Annotated in this window: 19 protein-coding genes; 16 read left to right on the plus strand and 3 right to left on the minus strand. The window is 39.8% G+C overall.

Annotation, left to right across the window (positions count from 1 at the left end):
• The 12 genes from HMPREF9189_RS03295 to HMPREF9189_RS03350 all read left to right on the plus strand — a co-directional run bounded on the left by HMPREF9189_RS03295 (window position 1) and on the right by HMPREF9189_RS03350 (window position 11,650).
• On the plus strand, window positions 1-1,176 hold the full coding sequence (locus tag HMPREF9189_RS03295; protein ID WP_000244297.1) for a DUF3696 domain-containing protein: 1,176 nt from the start codon (window positions 1-3) through the stop codon (window positions 1,174-1,176).
• Window positions 1,173-1,982: a hypothetical protein gene (locus tag HMPREF9189_RS03300; protein ID WP_001005796.1), complete on the plus strand. Its 810-nt coding sequence runs from the start codon at window positions 1,173-1,175 to the stop codon at window positions 1,980-1,982. Before HMPREF9189_RS03295 ends, HMPREF9189_RS03300 begins: the two co-directional genes overlap by 4 nt.
• 22 nt (window positions 1,983-2,004) lie before the next feature.
• Entirely contained in the window at window positions 2,005-3,237 is a 1,233-nt protein-coding gene (locus tag HMPREF9189_RS03305) for a DNA cytosine methyltransferase (RefSeq protein WP_000185420.1), read from the plus strand.
• Window positions 3,238-3,408: 171 nt separating this feature from the next.
• The gene (locus tag HMPREF9189_RS12370; protein WP_000263673.1) at window positions 3,409-4,986 is read left to right on the plus strand and encodes a hypothetical protein; all 1,578 of its coding nucleotides are present in this window, start codon (window positions 3,409-3,411) and stop codon (window positions 4,984-4,986) included.
• A 131-nt stretch (window positions 4,987-5,117) separates the two neighbouring features.
• The gene (rpoE, locus tag HMPREF9189_RS03315; protein WP_000418420.1) at window positions 5,118-5,708 is read left to right on the plus strand and encodes a DNA-directed RNA polymerase subunit delta; all 591 of its coding nucleotides are present in this window, start codon (window positions 5,118-5,120) and stop codon (window positions 5,706-5,708) included.
• Window positions 5,709-6,039: 331 nt separating this feature from the next.
• Window positions 6,040-7,647: a CTP synthase gene (locus tag HMPREF9189_RS03320; protein WP_000105259.1), complete on the plus strand. Its 1,608-nt coding sequence runs from the start codon at window positions 6,040-6,042 to the stop codon at window positions 7,645-7,647.
• 119 nt (window positions 7,648-7,766) lie between these two features.
• Window positions 7,767-9,026: an N-acetylmuramoyl-L-alanine amidase family protein gene (locus HMPREF9189_RS03325; RefSeq protein WP_000724448.1), complete on the plus strand. Its 1,260-nt coding sequence runs from the start codon at window positions 7,767-7,769 to the stop codon at window positions 9,024-9,026.
• A 92-nt stretch (window positions 9,027-9,118) separates the two neighbouring features.
• Entirely contained in the window at window positions 9,119-9,418 is a 300-nt protein-coding gene (locus HMPREF9189_RS03330) for a DUF4651 domain-containing protein (protein ID WP_009755236.1), read from the plus strand.
• Window positions 9,415-9,732 carry a thioredoxin family protein gene (locus HMPREF9189_RS03335; protein ID WP_000615780.1) on the plus strand — a complete coding sequence of 106 codons (318 nt, stop codon included), beginning with the start codon at window positions 9,415-9,417 and terminating at the stop codon, window positions 9,730-9,732. Before HMPREF9189_RS03330 ends, HMPREF9189_RS03335 begins: the two co-directional genes overlap by 4 nt.
• A gap of 15 nt (window positions 9,733-9,747) precedes the next feature.
• Window positions 9,748-10,374 (plus strand): YtpR family tRNA-binding protein, encoded by a 627-nt coding sequence (ytpR, locus tag HMPREF9189_RS03340; RefSeq protein WP_000578297.1) that lies wholly within the window; start codon window positions 9,748-9,750, stop codon window positions 10,372-10,374.
• Between the two features lie 41 nt (window positions 10,375-10,415).
• Window positions 10,416-11,177, plus strand: a complete 762-nt coding sequence (locus tag HMPREF9189_RS03345; protein ID WP_001107780.1) for an SDR family NAD(P)-dependent oxidoreductase — start codon at window positions 10,416-10,418, stop codon at window positions 11,175-11,177.
• A gap of 77 nt (window positions 11,178-11,254) precedes the next feature.
• Window positions 11,255-11,650, plus strand: a complete 396-nt coding sequence (locus HMPREF9189_RS03350; RefSeq protein WP_000282437.1) for a single-stranded DNA-binding protein — start codon at window positions 11,255-11,257, stop codon at window positions 11,648-11,650.
• 18 nt (window positions 11,651-11,668) lie between these two features.
• Here HMPREF9189_RS03350 and HMPREF9189_RS12480 read toward each other — a convergent pair whose 3' ends face one another.
• Entirely contained in the window at window positions 11,669-11,839 is a 171-nt protein-coding gene (locus HMPREF9189_RS12480) for a hypothetical protein (RefSeq protein WP_000692806.1), read from the minus strand.
• A gap of 165 nt (window positions 11,840-12,004) precedes the next feature.
• Here HMPREF9189_RS12480 and groES point away from each other — a divergent pair, with 165 nt between their 5' ends.
• The 3 genes from groES to HMPREF9189_RS03370 all read left to right on the plus strand — a co-directional run bounded on the left by groES (window position 12,005) and on the right by HMPREF9189_RS03370 (window position 14,831).
• On the plus strand, window positions 12,005-12,289 hold the full coding sequence (groES, locus tag HMPREF9189_RS03360) for a co-chaperone GroES (protein WP_000917326.1): 285 nt from the start codon (window positions 12,005-12,007) through the stop codon (window positions 12,287-12,289).
• A gap of 15 nt (window positions 12,290-12,304) precedes the next feature.
• Window positions 12,305-13,927, plus strand: a complete 1,623-nt coding sequence (groL, locus tag HMPREF9189_RS03365) for a chaperonin GroEL (RefSeq protein WP_000031551.1) — start codon at window positions 12,305-12,307, stop codon at window positions 13,925-13,927.
• Between the two features lie 136 nt (window positions 13,928-14,063).
• On the plus strand, window positions 14,064-14,831 hold the full coding sequence (locus HMPREF9189_RS03370) for an epoxyqueuosine reductase QueH (RefSeq protein ID WP_000567579.1): 768 nt from the start codon (window positions 14,064-14,066) through the stop codon (window positions 14,829-14,831).
• Between the two features lie 69 nt (window positions 14,832-14,900).
• Here HMPREF9189_RS03370 and HMPREF9189_RS03375 read toward each other — a convergent pair whose 3' ends face one another.
• Window positions 14,901-15,434: a DUF402 domain-containing protein gene (locus tag HMPREF9189_RS03375; protein ID WP_000775319.1), complete on the minus strand. Its 534-nt coding sequence runs from the start codon at window positions 15,432-15,434 to the stop codon at window positions 14,901-14,903.
• A gap of 88 nt (window positions 15,435-15,522) precedes the next feature.
• Window positions 15,523-16,299 (minus strand): recombination regulator RecX, encoded by a 777-nt coding sequence (gene recX, locus HMPREF9189_RS03380; protein WP_000705067.1) that lies wholly within the window; start codon window positions 16,297-16,299, stop codon window positions 15,523-15,525.
• Between the two features lie 37 nt (window positions 16,300-16,336).
• Here recX and rlmD point away from each other — a divergent pair.
• On the plus strand, window positions 16,337-17,446 hold a 1,110-nt coding region (rlmD, locus tag HMPREF9189_RS03385), incomplete at its 3' end, for a 23S rRNA (uracil(1939)-C(5))-methyltransferase RlmD (protein WP_001050269.1).

Here is a 17,446-nt window from a genome sequence, read left to right on the forward strand (position 1 = left end):
ATGGTTTTACGTTCGGTGACTATAAATAATTATAAATCATATGCAGTCGAAACAACTATTAATTGCTCGAAATTAAATGTTTTAGCCGGTACAAACTCAAGTGGGAAAACATCATTTATTGAAAGCTTATTGATTTTAGGTCAGTTAAGAGATGTGAATTTTTTTAATGGACATTTAAAAAAATTGGGTGATATATCTAATTTAAAAAATAAACAACTGAGTTCAAATGAAATAAATTTTATTTATAAATTTGATGATAGAGATTTTAATTTGTCGATAAATGATATAAACCCAAGTAAAATTAACGAAGATGAGTTTAATCTTATATATTTAGCAGCTGAGAGGATTGGCATACAAGATAGTTATCCCAAAAATAGGAATGAGAAACTATTTGATGCCGATGGCACAGGATTAATATCACTACTATTTGAAAGAAAAGATGATAAATCTTTTATAAAAGACAACATGAGCTTATTTACTAAGGATAATCCTGTTTTCACAGAATTTGAAAATCTTTATTTTTTTGAAAACGATCCAGAAGAACAGATTAAGCTGAGTTTACAAGGAAAAAAATATGTTGATTATACCAATGAGAATGGGGCTTTTTTAAATATTGTTAACATGTGGTTTCAAGAATTGACTGGATATACTGTTGAAATAAGACAAATGAGTTCCCAATTATTGCAGTTGATTTATCAAAAAGATGGATATGAGTTTGAACCTCAGCATGTAGGGACAGGTATAACGTTTATATTATTCCAATTGATTGCGTTAATGGCTACACCTAAAGATTATATAGTAATAATAGAAAACCCAGAAATTCATTTGCATCCTAGTCTTCAATCACGACTCATGTATTTTTATAGATGGATATCAAATGAAGAACGGCAAATATTTATTGAAACTCATAGTGATCATATTTTTAATGTTGCAAAGTACTTTAAATTTAGAAAGGATAATTGTATAGTTAATTTCTTTAAAATAGAGGAAATAAAATCTGTTGAACACGGTACTTTGAACACTGTAGTCATTAAAGAGGTTCAATTAGATTCAGAAGGAAATATCTTAGATTACCCAGATGGTTTGTTTGATCAATATTTGATTGACAATTCTAGATTTTATAAAGAAGTTTTTAAAGAAAATGGATTAGGAAGGGGAAGTTTAGGAAAATCGTGAACGAAAGTGATTATAGTAAACTTGAAAGAAAAATTTCGTTCTTTATACCTGTTTTTATAAAGTATAATTTTGCGAAAGATACTGTATCTAATGAATTATCAATAATAATAGATTTGTTAGAAAATAAAATGCTTTTACCTGTTTTTTCTAGAAATTTTAAATCGGATTTATCAGAATGCTTTAGTTTTAATGATAAAAATTTAAGTCTTAAGATTATGCAAATTTTTGGTTATATAAAAAAATTTAAGAATAATGATGAACTTATTGTAGCTCCACAGAATCAAAAAAGGTTAACTAAAACTATCCAATACTTCTCGGATTTAATCTCACAATGTGGGGAAGATACAGGTAAAATCAATTATTTTATACAAAAAAATTTTATGACTTTCCCTGGAATGTATTTTAATCTTATAAGTCAGCAAAAATGTGAAAGCTTTCTTACGGATACTGAATACAATAATGAAATTATTCAATTTAAGAGTGTTTATTTCGAAAAATACAATGGGAGGTGCAAATCTTTAGCGAAGCATTGTGACACAGAATATTCTGGAAAGTATCGAATAGATCAAATGGACACTCAAACCAATGACAAAAAAGAAGGTGAAAAGTTAAATTTGCCTCATTTTCATATTGATGATGATTATTCGTTCTATTTAATTGATCAATTTTTTGATATTGAGACTAATGTTAAAAATCATTGGAAACACTATAAGAATAATACAAAATATAATTTAACAAGTGAGATATGCGAATTAATTACAAAGCCTGAATTTGACTTTCAAGTTCCAATAAATATTATAATTTAGTTTTTAGAAAGCAGGTAACTACATGACAAATTCTGTAAGTTCGAACCGCTCTGAGAAGTACAACATTGCAGCTTTCTTCTCAGGTGTTGGGGGAATTGAGTTGGGATTTGAACAGACCAACGAGTTCAGAGTGGTGTATGCCAATGAGTTTGATAAGTATGCGCGTCAGACTTATCAGTTAAACCATCCAGATACCTATTTGGATGGCCGTGATATTCATGATGTTCAACCAGAGGATATTCCGGTTGAGCGCGTGGATATTATTATGGGAGGTTTCCCTTGCCAGGCCTTTAGTATTGCGGGTTATCGCAAGGGCTTTGATGATGATCGTGGCGATCTTTTCTTTGAGTTGCTTCGCATGATTGAAGGACGTAAACCTCGTGCCATTTTTATCGAAAACGTCAAGAACATGGTCGGTCATGACCATGGCAATACCTTCAAGGTTATTCGCGAAGCCTTGACGGAGAACAACTACTTCATCAAGTGGAAGGTTCTTAACGGGAAGGACTACGGAAATATCCCACAAAACCGTGAGCGGATCTACATTGTTGGTTTTGATACCAAGGAAGCTTATGACTTGTTTGAGTTCCCAGAGGAAATCAAGCTGACTACGACTCTTCAGGATGTGATTAACTTCGGCGATAAGCTAGACGAGGTCTACTACTACCGTGAAGGAAAACAGAATTTCTACGACCAGTTAAAGTTTGAAGTCACCAGTCAAGATACGGTTTACCAGTGGCGCCGTCAGTATGTCCGTGAAAATAAAAACGGTGTCGTACCTACCTTGACAGCCAATATGGGAACAGGTGGACATAACGTTCCATTGATTCTGACAGATAGTGGCGAGATTCGCAAGTTGACTCCCAAAGAAACCTTTAATGTTCAAGGTTATCCTAAGTCCTTTAAAATCCCAGAAGGGGTTTCCAATGGTCAGCTCTACAAGCAAGCTGGAAACAGTGTGGTTGTTCCCGTGATTAAACGTATCGCGGAAAATGTTGCCAAGGCCTTGAATAAAAGCAAGGGGCAATCTCAGCTTCATCGTTCGGGAAAAATTGCAATTATCTACATTAAGATGAATGGTCAGTTTGAAGGTGAGTCGTATGTCAAAGATTTTGTACGGAATGAAGCTGAGGCATACGAAAAAATCTATACTGAATACAGAGATAATCTTGAGGTTATTTCTTCTAAACAGTATAGATCATTGATTCGTAATAAAAAAAGTAAAGAGTTTTATATGCTATCCATAAATAGATAATAAATATTTGTGTTTTGTTGTTTCGGATGAAGAGCTTATTACATTGTCCGAAAATCGTGGCAATTTGATAAATTAGAGTATTTTTGATAGTTTTTCCGAAATATATAAGTGGGAACTAGTGCTTAAGCTAGTCTTTTTACAAATATAATATAGGTACGTGAGGCATAATTCATGTGGGAACATCTAAAATCTGAACAAAAAGAAAAATACAAAATCTTAATTACCAACTTCGCTAGTTTGAGCCAAGCTTTCTCTCAAAAGTCTGAATCCGAAGAAGAGGAACAAACAGAGAATTATGTTGCTCCGATTGTTAACTCTAAATTTCAGGAAACTGTTTTCCAGAAGGCTTTTAATGCGGTTGGAGAAGATATCGCCAATACTTCCTATGATGCTTCCGTCGTTGTCGATGAAAATCATAAATACCTAGTGGGGATCAAGTCTTTTGGAATCAATTCAGGAGACCAAAAAATTGCCCAGTTTAAGAAAGATTCTCAATCTTGGACGGAATTGTTGGGTGATATCAAGTTTCATGCAGATATTTCAGTAGATAAAGAAGCAGCAGACAAGGAAAACTATCAACGCTATGAGGAGTTGGCACGAAAGATTTCGACTTTGAGAAACCAGAGAATTGAATCCTCTAAGGCACAAATTAAGGGTTTCAGCTCGGATTCGGTCAATGTTGAAGCTGTTTATCATGTTTTGATGCCAACACCAAAGGGAGAAAATCCTAAGATTTTTGTCGGTGAAACGACTTATTTACCAGTCGATATTGATAATCTGGTCATTGAAGGATCAACCACCAAAAACAATCCAACCAATTTCCGTTTTACAGATGGGCAACACCACTACAAGTATACAGCAGCTGACAGCCAGCTCCACATGACTTTTAACAATAAAGACATTGTGGTAGATACTTGGGACGTCCATTATATCGAAGATCCTTTTTCTCTCTTTGAAAATCTTCATTTACTAACAGCTGAAAAGGAACAATCCGATATCTTAGAAACAGTGTCTTGGGTTATCACAGACAAACATGGCAATGTGGAAGAAAACTCAGGTTTCAATGCCTTTAACGGTGGTTCAAAATTAGCCAAAAAAGATCGTCTGCCACGGATTTTAAAGATTCAGGATAAATTTAAGGACTGTCTGGCTCCAGAAGAATTAGCCTTTGTGACCTTTTCTTTAGAAGAAATCCTCTTGAAAAAGTGGACTAGCAAGGAAGAAAAAGTTCAGATGAAGGCTATTCGTGAGGATTTGATTCACTTTGTTCATAATACTGGAAATAAAAAACTCATTAAAGAAATTGAACAGCTGGTTTATCGTCCAGTTAGCGAAGTATACATTCCTCTGCCTGACTCCAAAAATTTCCATGATGAAAGACCTGATTTCTTTGGTCCTGGATTTGGGACTTTTGAACCCGGCACTAAAAAACTAGCTCTACCGAAAGAGGAAAGAACCTTTAAGCTACGCTTCTTATCTTCTGGAGATGTTATCAATGCCTATATCAACCAAGAAGCTGGCAAGGCGATTCAATCCACTGATAAGCAAGAAATTCTTGGGAATTGGATTTTGCGTGGCGTTTTCCAGTTGAAGGAACGAGAAGTCTTGACAGGTCAACGACTCAATGAGCTGGAAATCAATGGCATACGATTGACCAAATTTAAAAATGGTGAAATTGGTATTGAATTTATCTGGATTGATACCGAAAACCCACCTAGCGACACCATCGGCTGGGTAGCAAAGAAATAAAAAGTCCTGTCACTTTCTCCCATTTAACCTTTGACTATTCCGCAAAATTATCGTACAATAAAGAGTACATGATAAAATGAGGTCAGAGTCTGTTCGCTCTGGCGATAGTAGTAAAAATGAGGAGAAACGCTTTGGAATTAGAAGTATTTGCTGGGCAAGAAAAAAGTGAACTATCTATGATTGAGGTGGCGCGTGCTATCTTGGAACTTCGTGGTCGCGATCATGAGATGCATTTTAGCGATCTTGTAAACGAAATTCAAAACTACCTTGGAACATCAAACAGCGATATCCGCGAAGCTTTGCCTTTGTTCTACACAGAGTTGAACTTTGACGGTAGCTTCATCTCTCTTGGGGACAACAAATGGGGTCTTCGTTCATGGTATGGTGTAGACGAAATCGACGAAGAAATCATCGCTCTTGAAGAAAGTGACGACGATGAAGTAGCACCAAAAGCTAAGAAGCAGCGTGTCAATGCCTTCATGGATGGTGATTCAGATGCCATTGACTACAATGCAGATGATCCAGAAGACGAAGATGCATACGAAGCAGATCCAGCTCTTTCATACGATGATGAAAATCCAGATGATGAGAAAAATGAAGTGGAAGCTTACGATGCAGAAATCAACGAAATCGCTCCTGATGACTTGGGTGAAGACGTGGATCTCAACGAAGAAGACGACGAGTTTTCAGACGATGACGCTGAAACAAGTGAAGAAGAGTAAAAGACTTCACAGAGGAGATTGCCTGATCTCCTTTTTTGTTGCTTGGGCAAAGTAGTTGAGTGATACATCCGTTTGGATGCGACTCTTTAGTTGGTTTTCTGAAAGCAATCTTCTTATTTTCAGGTTTTACCAATTCGAGTTGACAAATGTTCTGCTTTAAGGTATCATATTGTTCGGGCACCTCTTTTAGAGGTCGGGGCTCCCTAGTTACTAGGGGGCTATTTTTGTTTTTTTCAGGAAGTTTTCTTGAAAAGTCGTTATCCATAAGGGTCTTGTTTTCGATCTCCCCTCGTAGTTAACAAGGCCTTGAGCATTTTAGAAAGAGGAATCTATGTCTACGAAATATATTTTTGTAACTGGTGGTGTGGTGTCGTCTATTGGGAAAGGGATTGTGGCAGCAAGTCTGGGTCGTCTCTTGAAAAATCGTGGTCTAAAAGTGACTATTCAGAAGTTTGACCCTTATATCAATATCGATCCGGGAACCATGAGTCCTTACCAGCACGGAGAAGTCTTTGTGACAGATGATGGGGCTGAGACAGATTTGGACTTGGGTCACTATGAACGTTTCATCGATATCAACCTCAACAAATATTCAAACGTGACAACTGGTAAAATTTACAGTGAAGTTCTTCGTAAGGAACGCCGTGGCGAGTACCTTGGGGCAACTGTTCAAGTTATTCCTCATATCACAGATGCTTTGAAGGAAAAAATCAAGCGTGCCGCTCTAACGACCGACTCTGATGTCATTATCACAGAGGTTGGTGGAACCGTTGGAGATATCGAGTCCTTGCCATTTCTAGAGGCCCTTCGTCAGATGAAGGCAGATGTGGGTGCAGATAATGTTATGTATATCCACACAACCTTGCTTCCTTATCTAAAGGTTGCTGGTGAAATGAAGACTAAGCCGACTCAGCATTCTGTAAAAGAATTGCGCGGTTTGGGAATCCAGCCAAATATGTTGGTCATTCGTACAGAAAAACCAGCTGGTCAAGGAATTAAAAACAAACTAGCCCAGTTCTGTGACGTAGCACCAGAAGCTGTCATCGAATCATTGGATGTTGAACATCTTTACCAAATTCCACTGAACTTGCAGGCACAAGGCATGGACCAAATTGTTTGTGACCATTTGAAATTAGACGCACCAGCAGCGGATATGACAGAATGGTCAGCCATGGTGGACAAGGTCATGAACCTCAAGAAGCAAGTCAAGATTTCCCTTGTCGGTAAGTATGTTGAGTTGCAAGATGCTTATATCTCAGTGGTCGAAGCATTGAAACACTCTGGGTATGCCAACGACGCAGAAGTGAAGATTAATTGGGTCAATGCCAATGATGTGACAGCAGAGAATGTAGCAGAGCTTTTGTCTGATGCAGACGGGATCATCGTACCAGGCGGTTTTGGTCAACGTGGTACGGAAGGGAAAATCCAAGTCATTCGCTATGCACGTGAGAATGATGTTCCAATGTTGGGAGTCTGCTTGGGAATGCAGTTGACTTGTATCGAATTTGCTCGTCACGTTTTAGGGCTTGAAGGTGCCAATTCTGCAGAACTTGCACCAGATACAAAATACCCTATCATTGATATCATGCGTGACCAGGTTGATGTTGAGGATATGGGTGGAACCCTTCGTTTGGGACTTTATCCATCTAAGTTGAAACGTGGTTCTAAGGCAGCGGCTGCTTATCACAATCAAGAAGTGGTGCAACGCCGTCACCGTCACCGTTATGAGTTTAACAACGCCTTTCGTGAACAGTTTGAGGCAGCAGGCTTTGTCTTTTCAGGAGTTTCTCCTGATAATCGTTTGGTAGAAATAGTGGAGATTCCTGAAAATAAATTCTTTGTGGCTTGTCAGTATCACCCTGAACTGTCAAGCCGTCCAAACCGTCCAGAAGAACTCTACACTGCCTTTGTGACTGCAGCAGTTGAGAATAGTAATTAGTAAAATCAGAACCTTTGAGAACAATCTCAGAGGTTTTTTGCTTGCATATTTAGGATAAGATTTGCAAACAAAAAACATAGTGATATAATTAACGTAACAACATCTGAGGAGGATTTACAATGAAAAAAATCACACTATTTGGTTTGTCTCTAGCAGGTCTAGCCCTACTAGCTCTCCCCCAAACTGGTCAAGCGTTTGAACTGAAAGAGGTTTGGCCTATTAAGGGTGGTATTATCTATGAAAATGGCAAGGTAGCTCGTTTTAACAATGGTCATGAAGTAGATATTCAGGTCTTGGATTTGCCAAAAACTGAAAAAATCGAATGGACGATCAGTCTAAACGGTCAGGATCAAACGACAAATTTCCTAGGTGAAGAAAAGGAAAAATCCATGGTCGGAGAGGAAGGACGTTACTTGAATTTCTACGTTCCTTATGGCTATAGCGGGGATATCAAGGTGGAGGCCAAGAGTGGAGATGAAGTCAAGACTTGGTCTACAAAAGTAATGGACGATATTTATCACGGAGGAAAGAGTAGTTATTATCGCCTTGAGGAGGAAAAAGACCAGTACACTTATTTAGATACCAAGTGGGATTATAAAACAAAGACTTATACAGCAACCCTGCCTGATACTTCTAAGGGTAAGAAGGTCGTAGCATGGAGAGGAAGTCAATATGATAGTGTGAAGCTTGAGAAACCCGGAGAAATAACTCGACCATACAGCGGAACTAGTTTGCTAAGTTTTTATCCAATTTTTGAAACTGCAGGCTGGTTCAAATCAGACTCAATCTGGTACTACCAAAAACAAGGCGAGCTAGTTAAAAATGACTGGTTAAAATACCAAGGATATTGGTATTTCATGGATGGGGCTGGTGGCATGATTCATGGTGGTTGGATCTGCAGTGAAGATATTTGGTACTATTTCAAAGATTCTGGCATTATGATGAGTAATGAGTGGAAATTTTACAATAATCGTTGGTACTATCTCAAATCTTCAGGAGCCATGGCGAGTAACGAATGGATTTATGACCAAGGCAACTGGTATTTTGTAAAATCGTCAGGAGCTATGGCAAGCCAAGAATGGGTGTATATCCAAGGTAAATGGTATTATTTTGAATCATCAGGTGTCATGAAAAAGAGCACATGGTTCTTCTACCGAGGTGACTGGTATTACCTAACCGATTCAGGCGCTCTCTTGAGAGATGACTGGTTCTACTATGGTGATACTTGGTACTATCTTAAAGGCTCAGGAGTTATGGCAAGTAACGAATGGATTCAAGTCCAAGGCAAGTGGTACTACTTAGACTCATCTGGTAAAATGCTTCGCAATACCTACACACCTGATGGCTATTATGTGGGCAGTTCAGGCGCTTGGCAATAAGGATAAGATGTCCTCTTTCCTCATTGAGGGAAGGGGATTTTCCTTGCCATATACTGCTTCCCTATTTGTCCTAGAGCACTTTTTGTGTTACAATGAAAGGTATGAAAGCTAAGAAATTATGGATGACTGGCTTGACTGTGGCTGGTCTAAGTGCCCTTGCTTTGGGTGCCAAAAAAGCAGCAGATAACCACAAACTCATGAAGACTCAAGAAGAGTTGACCGCTATCGTGCGGGATCTTTTCTCAGATATGGGTGAGATTGCGACTCTCTATGTTCAAGTATACGAAAGTAGTCTAGAGCGACTCGTCGGAGGAGTCATTTTCGAGGATGGTCGTCACTATACTTTTGTCTATGAAAATGAAGACCTAGTCTATGAGGAGGAAGTCTTATGATACAACCAGCAAGTTTAGAAGAATTGGCATCTTTAGTAGAAAAAGATGGCAAGAAAGTTTTTCTTTTTGTGGCAGACTGGTGTGGCGATTGTCGTTATATCTATCCATCCTTGCCAGAGATTGAGGAGACTAATCCAGAGTTCACCTTTATTCGAGTGGACCGAGACCAGTATCTGGATCTTGCCAAGTTGTGGGATGTTTACGGAATTCCTAGCCTTGTTGTGCTAGAAAAGGACAAGGAAATCGGCCGTTTTGTCAACCGTGACCGTAAAAGCAAGGAACAAATTAACGACTTTTTAGCAGTACTGAAATAGGAGAAAAAGGAAAGAATGATTTTTACATATAATAAAGAGCATGTTGGCGATGTCCTTATGGTTATAGTGAAAAACAGCGGAGATGCCAAGTTGGACGTGGAGCGCAAAGGCAATATTGCCCGTGTTTTCCTCAAAGAAAATGGGGAAACAGTGGCTTGGAATATTTTCGACCTTTCAAGTTTGTTTGAAATTGCAGAGCGTGGTCAAGTCTTTTTGACAGATGAGCAAGTAGCTCGTTTGAACCAAGAGTTGCAGGCGGAAGGCTTTGCAGAAGAGATTATCAATGACAAAGAACCTAAGTTTGTTGTCGGTGAAATTGTCGAGATGGTAGCCCATCCAGATAGTGACCACCTCAATATCTGCCAAGTAGCAGTATCGAGTGACAAGACGGTACAAATTGTTGCAGGTGCTCCCAATGCGCGTGTCGGGTTGAAAACCATTGTAGCTCTTCCAGGTGCCATGATGCCAAAAGGTAATCTCATTTTCCCAGGCGAACTTCGTGGCGAAAAGAGTTTTGGTATGATGTGTAGCCCTCGTGAATTGCATTTGCCAAATGCTCCGCAAAAACGTGGTGTTATTGAATTATCAGAAGATCAAGTTGTCGGAACTCCATTCGACCCAGCTAAACACTGGACTACCTAGGAGGTTGTCAGTATCTGATACACCAGATAGAAGGAAATAAGATGGCAAAAAATGTAGTGATTACAGGGGCGACCTCAGGAATCGGTGAAGCGATTGCGCGTGCTTATCTGGAGCAGGGGGAGAATGTCGTTCTAACAGGACGACGGACAGACAGACTAGAAGCTCTTAAGGCGGAGTTTGCAGAAGTCTTTCCAAATCAAACAGTTTGGACCTTTTCACTGGATGTGACGGATATGACCATGGTAAAGACTGTTTGTTCCGATATTCTAGAAATGATAGGTCAGATTGATATCTTGGTCAATAACGCCGGGCTGGCTCTTGGCTTAGCTCCCTATCAAGACTATGAAGAGCTGGATATGCTGACCATGTTGGATACCAATGTCAAGGGGTTGATGGCAGTCACTCGTTCTTTCTTGCCAGCAATGGTAAAAGCCAATCAAGGTCATATCATCAATATGGGCTCAACTGCAGGAATTTATGCCTATGCTGGGGCAGCTGTTTACTCAGCCACTAAGGCAGCAGTTAAGACTTTTTCAGATGGCCTGCGAATTGATACCATCGCAACGGATATCAAGGTGACCACCATTCAGCCAGGGATTGTCGAAACAGATTTCTCTACAGTTCGTTTTCATGGTGACAAAGAGCGTGCTGCCACCGTCTATCAGGGAATTGAAGCTCTGCAAGCACAAGACATCGCAGACACTGTTGTCTATGTGACCAGTCAGCCCCGTCGTGTGCAGATTACAGATATGACCATTATGGCCAATCAACAGGCGACAGGTTTCATGGTTCATAAAAAATAAAAAATTTTCTCGAAAAGTTACAAATTTCTGTAACTTTTTTTGATTCCTTGCGAATAGATAAGTAGGAGGAAGAAAATATGTATAATAAAGTTATTCTTATTGGGCGCTTGACGTCTACACCAGAATTGCACAAAACCAACAATGACAAGTCAGTAGCTCGAGCAACTATTGCTGTGAACCGTCGTTACAAAGACCAAAATGGGGAACGTGAAGCTGATTTTGTCAATTTGGTTCTTTGGGGAAAATTGGCTGAAACCTTGGCAAGTTACGCGACCAAAGGAAGCCTCATTTCCGTTGATGGGGAATTGCGTACCCGTCGTTTTGAGAAAAATGGCCAGATGAATTATGTGACCGAAGTCCTTGTCACAGGATTCCAACTCTTGGAAAGCCGTGCCCAACGTGCCATGCGTGAAAATAATGCAGGACAGGATTTGGCAGATTTGGTCTTGGAAGAGGAAGAATTGCCATTTTAATACTCTTCGAAAATCTCTTCAAACCACGTCAGCTTCACCTTGCTGTAGGTATAGGTAGCTGACTTCGTCAATCTTATCTACAACCTCAAAACCATGTTTTGAGCTGACTTCGTCAGTTCTATCTACAACCTCAAAGCAGTGCTTTGAGCAACCTGTGGCTAGCTTCCTAGTTTGATCTTTGATTTTCATTGAGTATAAACATTGAAAAGTCTGAGTTGGTCTCAGGCTTTTTTATATTGAGAAAGTCAGACTTTTTTCTTGACTATTTCTGACCAAGTGATACAATAGAACTATAAATTAGCACTCAGTCATAAAGAGTGCTAATAATATGTAGTTTATCATGGAGGAAAGCAGATGTTGAAACCATTAGGAGACCGTGTGGTCTTGAAAATCGAAGAAAAAGAACAAACTGTTGGAGGCTTTGTCCTTGCAGGCTCAGCCCAAGAAAAAACAAAAACAGCCCAAGTTGTAGCTACTGGACAAGGTGTTCGTACCTTGAACGGTGACTTGGTTGCTCCAAGCGTTAAGCCTGGGGACCGTGTCTTAGTTGAAGCTCATGCAGGTATTGATGTCAAAGATGGCGATGAAAAGTACATTATCGTAGGCGAAGCCAACATCTTGGCAATCATTGAAGAATAGAAGGAGAAAGTAAGTATGTCAAAAGAAATTAAATTTTCATCTGATGCTCGTTCAGCGATGGTCCGTGGTGTCGATATCCTAGCGGACACAGTTAAAGTAACCTTAGGACCAAAGGGTCGTAATGTCGTTCTTGAAAAATCATTTGGCTCACCATTGATTACCAATGACGGTGTTACTATTGCCAAAGAAATTGAACTAGAAGACCATTTTGAAAATATGGGTGCCAAGTTGGTATCAGAAGTAGCTTCTAAAACCAACGATATCGCAGGTGACGGAACGACAACTGCAACTGTTTTGACTCAAGCTATCGTCCGCGAAGGAATCAAAAACGTCACAGCAGGTGCTAATCCAATCGGTATTCGTCGGGGGATTGAAGCTGCGGTCGCTGCAGCCGTTGAAGCCTTGAAGAATAATGCTATTCCAGTTGCCAATAAAGAAGCCATCGCTCAGGTTGCCGCTGTATCTTCTCGTTCTGAAAAAGTCGGCGAATACATCTCTGAAGCCATGGAAAAAGTGGGCAAAGATGGAGTCATCACTATTGAAGAGTCACGTGGTATGGAAACAGAGCTTGAAGTCGTAGAAGGAATGCAGTTTGACCGCGGTTACCTTTCACAGTACATGGTGACAGATAGCGAAAAGATGGTGGCTGACCTTGAAAATCCATACATCTTGATTACCGACAAGAAGATTTCCAATATCCAAGAAATCTTGCCTCTTCTAGAAAGCATTCTCCAAAGCAATCGTCCACTCTTGATTATTGCAGATGATGTGGATGGCGAAGCTCTTCCGACTCTTGTATTGAACAAGATTCGTGGAACCTTCAACGTCGTTGCTGTCAAAGCCCCTGGTTTCGGTGACCGTCGCAAAGCCATGCTTGAAGATATCGCCATCTTGACAGGAGGAACAGTCATCACAGAGGATCTTGGTCTTGAGTTGAAAGACGCTACTATTGAGGCGCTAGGTCAAGCAGCGAGAGTGACTGTGGACAAAGATAGCACGGTTATCGTAGAAGGTGCTGGAAATCCTGAAGCGATTTCTCACCGTATTGCGGTTATCAAGTCACAAATTGAAACCACAACTTCAGAATTCGACCGTGAAAAACTCCAAGAACGCTTGGCGAAATTATCAGGTGGTGTCGCTGTTATCAAGGTCGGTGCAGCAACTGAAACTGAGTTGAAAGAAATGAAACTCCGCATTGAAGATGCCCTCAACGCTACTCGTGCAGCTGTTGAAGAAGGAATCGTTGCAGGTGGTGGAACAGCCCTTGTAAATGTTATCCCTGCCGTAGCTGATTTGGAATTGACAGGAGACGAAGCCACAGGACGCAATATTGTTCTCCGTGCCTTGGAAGAACCTGTTCGTCAAATCGCCCACAATGCGGGATTCGAAGGGTCTATTGTTATTGACCGCTTGAAGAATGCTGAAGTTGGTACAGGCTTCAATGCAGCAACTGGTGAGTGGGTTAATATGATTGAAGAAGGGATCATCGACCCAGTTAAAGTAAGTCGTTCAGCCCTACAAAATGCAGCATCTGTAGCCAGCTTGATATTGACAACAGAAGCAGTCGTAGCTAATAAACCAGAACCAGTCGCCCCAGCTCCAGCCATGGATCCAAGCATGATGGGCGGGATGATGTAAGCTTTCGATACGAAGCAATTCATAAGAAACACAAAAGGAGGGAAGAACATTCCCTCCTTTTAAGGTTTTCTATTCTAAATAGATTTGAGCTCTCCTAACTTATATGATAAAATAAGACTAGAAAAAGGAGAAGAACATGATCGATGTAGAAGAAATCCTGAGCAAGATGAATCCCAATCAGAAGATTAATTATGACCGTGTTATGCAGAGAATGGTTCAGGTTTGGGAGAAAAATGAGCAACGTCCCACTATTCTCATGCATGTTTGCTGTGCTCCTTGTAGTACCTACACCCTAGAGTACCTGACCAAATACGCTGATGTGACCATCTATTTTGCCAATTCTAACATTCATCCCAAGGCAGAATACCACAAGCGGGCTTACGTCACCAAGAAATTTGTCAGTGATTTCAATGAGCGAACAGGAAATACGGTCCAGTATATAGAAGTCCCATATGAACCTAATGAATACCGGAAGTTAGTCAGAGGACTGGAAGAAGAACCTGAAGGTGGCGACCGTTGCAAGGTGTGCTTTGACTACCGTCTGGATAAAACAGCGCAAGTAGCCATGGACTTGGGCTTTGACTACTTTGGTTCAGCCTTGACCATTAGTCCCCATAAGAATTCTCAAACCATCAACAGCATCGGGATCGATGTGCAAAAGATTTATACGACCCACTATCTTCCAAGTGATTTCAAGAAAAATCAAGGCTACAAACGATCGGTGGAGATGTGCGAGGAGTATGATATCTATCGTCAATGTTATTGTGGATGCGTCTATGCAGCTCAAGCCCAGAACATAGACCTTGTTCAGGTTAAGAAGGATGCCACGGCTTTCTTGTTAGATAAGGATGTTGAAAAAGATTATTCCCATATTAAGTTTACTGTCACTAAATTAGATATATAGCAATTAACCCAGCTTCCAGGCTGGGTTTTTCAAATAAAAAACCAGGGCTCTCACCCCGGCTTGACAACTTTACCGATTCTTTAGTTCTATGTAGCGTTTGTACCAAATGTTGACATAGACCTCTGAGAAAGGACCGCGTCCATTGTTGATCCAATCAACAAGGATTTTAACATGCTCTTTCAAAATATAGTCTAAATCATCAGAATACTTCATTTTGCGTTTATGGCGCTCATACTCTTCAACGTCCAAGAGACGCTTTTCACCATCAGTGAAAACCTTGACATCCAAATCATAATCAATGTATTTCAGGGCTTCCTCATCTAGATAGTAAGGACTCGCCATATTGCAATAGTAGGAAATCCCATTATCACGAATCATAGCAATGATATTAAACCAATATTTTTTGTGAAAGTAAACAATAGCCGGTTCTCGAGTCACCCAACGACGACCGTCACTTTCGGTAACAAGTGTGTGGTCGTTGACGCCAATAATAGCGTTCTCTGTTGTTTTTAGTACCATGGTGTCCCGCCAAGTACGGTGAAGACTCCCATCATGCTTATAACTTTGAATTGTAATAAAGTCGCCTTCTTTTGGAAGTTTCATAACTAACCAACTTTCTACAATTTATAAGTTTATCGTTTACTATTATATCATAAATTGGTCTAATTTTTTTGAATTTTACCTGAAAATGTTAAAGATATTCTCTGAGAGCGCTCGCTATATCCGAAAAATCATAGCCTTTTCTAGCTAAAACTTGGGTCAAACGTTGCTTTAGTTCGTAACCTTCATATTTACGAGCATATTTAGCATATTGTTTATCCAGTTCTTTAAAAATGAGCTCTTGAGTCGTTTCTTGGTCGACTTGACTGTCCAAGTTATCAAAGGCACTTTTAGCATCAGAATAGGAGAAGCCTTTGTTCGTCAAGTTTTGAATAATCTTATCCTGCAAGGCACGAGCGGGAAGCTTTCCCGTGTATTTTTTTAGAAGTTTCTCCGCCACACGTTGAGCAGCCTCCGAAAAATCAAAATCCTTTAGAACATCTTCGATGGTTGATTTGTCAATTCCTTTTTGAGACAGTTTTTGAGCTAGCACATAAGGTCCCTTATCTCCAGAAAGTTGATTGGCATTGATGATAGAGTAGGCATACTGACGATCATTAATCCAGTTATCCTCTTTAAGGTTAGCGATAACTTGACTTGTGATTTTTTCATCAAGATCATACTTTTTCAGATACTCACGAACTTCCTTTTCGGTTCGAGCTTTAAATGATAGATGGTAGAGGGCGAGATTCTTACCATAAGAAAACTGAGCAAAGCCCTGAATCTCGGTCAATTCTTCAGTGCTAACCACCTTATCTTTAGACAACATAAAACGGACAATGGTATCCTCCGTGATATAAGAGGTTTGCTGTCCATCTAACTCCATCAAGTAGAGGCGTTTTTTCTTTTCAAGTTTTGTGATTTTCATAGTTCTATTATACCCTAAAATGTGATAAGATAGGGGTATGAATCTGAAAGTCAAACAAAAAATACCTTTAAAAATTAAGCGTATGGGTATCAATGGTGAGGGAATCGGTTTTTACCAGAAAACCCTCGTTTTTGTGCCAGGTGCCCTCAAGGGAGAAGATATCTATTGTCAGATTACTTCTATTAAACGTAACTTTGTTGAAGCCAAATTGCTAAAGGTTAATAAGAAGTCTAAATTTCGAGTCGTACCTGCATGTACGATTTATAATGAATGTGGTGGTTGCCAAATCATGCACCTCCACTACGATAAACAGTTAGAGTTCAAAACGGATTTGCTCCATCAAGCCCTGAAAAAATTTGCCCCTGCAGGATATGAAAACTATGAAATTCGTCCAACTATTGGAATGCAGGAACCGAAGTACTACCGTGCTAAGTTGCAATTTCAAACTCGGAAATTTAAAAATCAGGTCAAGGCAGGTTTGTATGCGCAAAACTCTCATTATCTTGTAGAATTGAAAGACTGTTTGGTACAAGATAAGGAAACCCAAGTGATTGCGAATCGCCTAGCTGAGCTTCTCACTTATCATCAAATTCCCATCACCGATGAGAGAAAAACGCTAGGTGTTCGCACCATCATGGTACGCCGAGCGAGAAAAACGGGTCAAGTTCAGATTATCATCGTCACGAATCGCCAGCTTAATTTGAATCAACTAGTCAAAGACCTAGTTAATGATTTTCCAGAAGTTGTCACGGTTGCTGTCAATACAAATACAGCAAAAACAAGTGAAATCTATGGTGAAAAGACGGAAATTATCTGGGGCCAAGAGAGTATTCGGGAAGGAGTACTCGACTATGAGTTTTCACTCTCCCCTCGAGCTTTTTATCAGCTTAATCCTGAACAGACAGAAATTCTCTATAGTGAAGCAGTTAAGGCTCTGGATGTCAGCAAAGAAGACCATCTGATTGATGCGTATTGTGGTGTTGGTACGATCGGATTTGCCTTCGCAAAAAAGGTCAAGAGTCTCAGAGGAATGGATATTATTCCAGAAGCCATTGAAGATGCTAAGCGAAATGCTAAAAAAATGGGATTTGACAATACCCATTACGAAGCGGGAACAGCAGAAGAGATTATTCCACGCTGGTATCAA

It is taken from the genome of Streptococcus sp. oral taxon 071 str. 73H25AP, assembly GCF_000146755.1.
GTDB classification, from domain to species: domain Bacteria; phylum Bacillota; class Bacilli; order Lactobacillales; family Streptococcaceae; genus Streptococcus; species Streptococcus oralis_T.

Bases quoted from the DNA above. Each gene is read 5' to 3' on its own strand.
- HMPREF9189_RS03330 (WP_009755236.1), top strand. From the start codon at position 9,119: ATGAAAGGTATGAAAGCTAAGAAATTATGGATGACTGGCTTGACTGTG.
- HMPREF9189_RS03375 (WP_000775319.1), bottom strand. From the start codon at position 15,434: ATGAAACTTCCAAAAGAAGGCGACTTTATTACAATTCAAAGTTATAAG.
- groES (WP_000917326.1), top strand. From the start codon at position 12,005: ATGTTGAAACCATTAGGAGACCGTGTGGTCTTGAAAATCGAAGAAAAA.
- HMPREF9189_RS03325 (WP_000724448.1), top strand. From the start codon at position 7,767: ATGAAAAAAATCACACTATTTGGTTTGTCTCTAGCAGGTCTAGCCCTA.
- HMPREF9189_RS03335 (WP_000615780.1), top strand. From the start codon at position 9,415: ATGATACAACCAGCAAGTTTAGAAGAATTGGCATCTTTAGTAGAAAAA.
- groL (WP_000031551.1), top strand. From the start codon at position 12,305: ATGTCAAAAGAAATTAAATTTTCATCTGATGCTCGTTCAGCGATGGTC.
- ytpR (WP_000578297.1), top strand. From the start codon at position 9,748: ATGATTTTTACATATAATAAAGAGCATGTTGGCGATGTCCTTATGGTT.
- HMPREF9189_RS03305 (WP_000185420.1), top strand. From the start codon at position 2,005: ATGACAAATTCTGTAAGTTCGAACCGCTCTGAGAAGTACAACATTGCA.
- recX (WP_000705067.1), bottom strand. From the start codon at position 16,299: ATGAAAATCACAAAACTTGAAAAGAAAAAACGCCTCTACTTGATGGAG.
- HMPREF9189_RS12480 (WP_000692806.1), bottom strand. From the start codon at position 11,839: ATGAAAATCAAAGATCAAACTAGGAAGCTAGCCACAGGTTGCTCAAAG.
- HMPREF9189_RS03320 (WP_000105259.1), top strand. From the start codon at position 6,040: ATGTCTACGAAATATATTTTTGTAACTGGTGGTGTGGTGTCGTCTATT.
- HMPREF9189_RS03370 (WP_000567579.1), top strand. From the start codon at position 14,064: ATGATCGATGTAGAAGAAATCCTGAGCAAGATGAATCCCAATCAGAAG.
- HMPREF9189_RS12370 (WP_000263673.1), top strand. From the start codon at position 3,409: ATGTGGGAACATCTAAAATCTGAACAAAAAGAAAAATACAAAATCTTA.
- HMPREF9189_RS03350 (WP_000282437.1), top strand. From the start codon at position 11,255: ATGTATAATAAAGTTATTCTTATTGGGCGCTTGACGTCTACACCAGAA.
- HMPREF9189_RS03295 (WP_000244297.1), top strand. From the start codon at position 1: ATGGTTTTACGTTCGGTGACTATAAATAATTATAAATCATATGCAGTC.
- HMPREF9189_RS03345 (WP_001107780.1), top strand. From the start codon at position 10,416: ATGGCAAAAAATGTAGTGATTACAGGGGCGACCTCAGGAATCGGTGAA.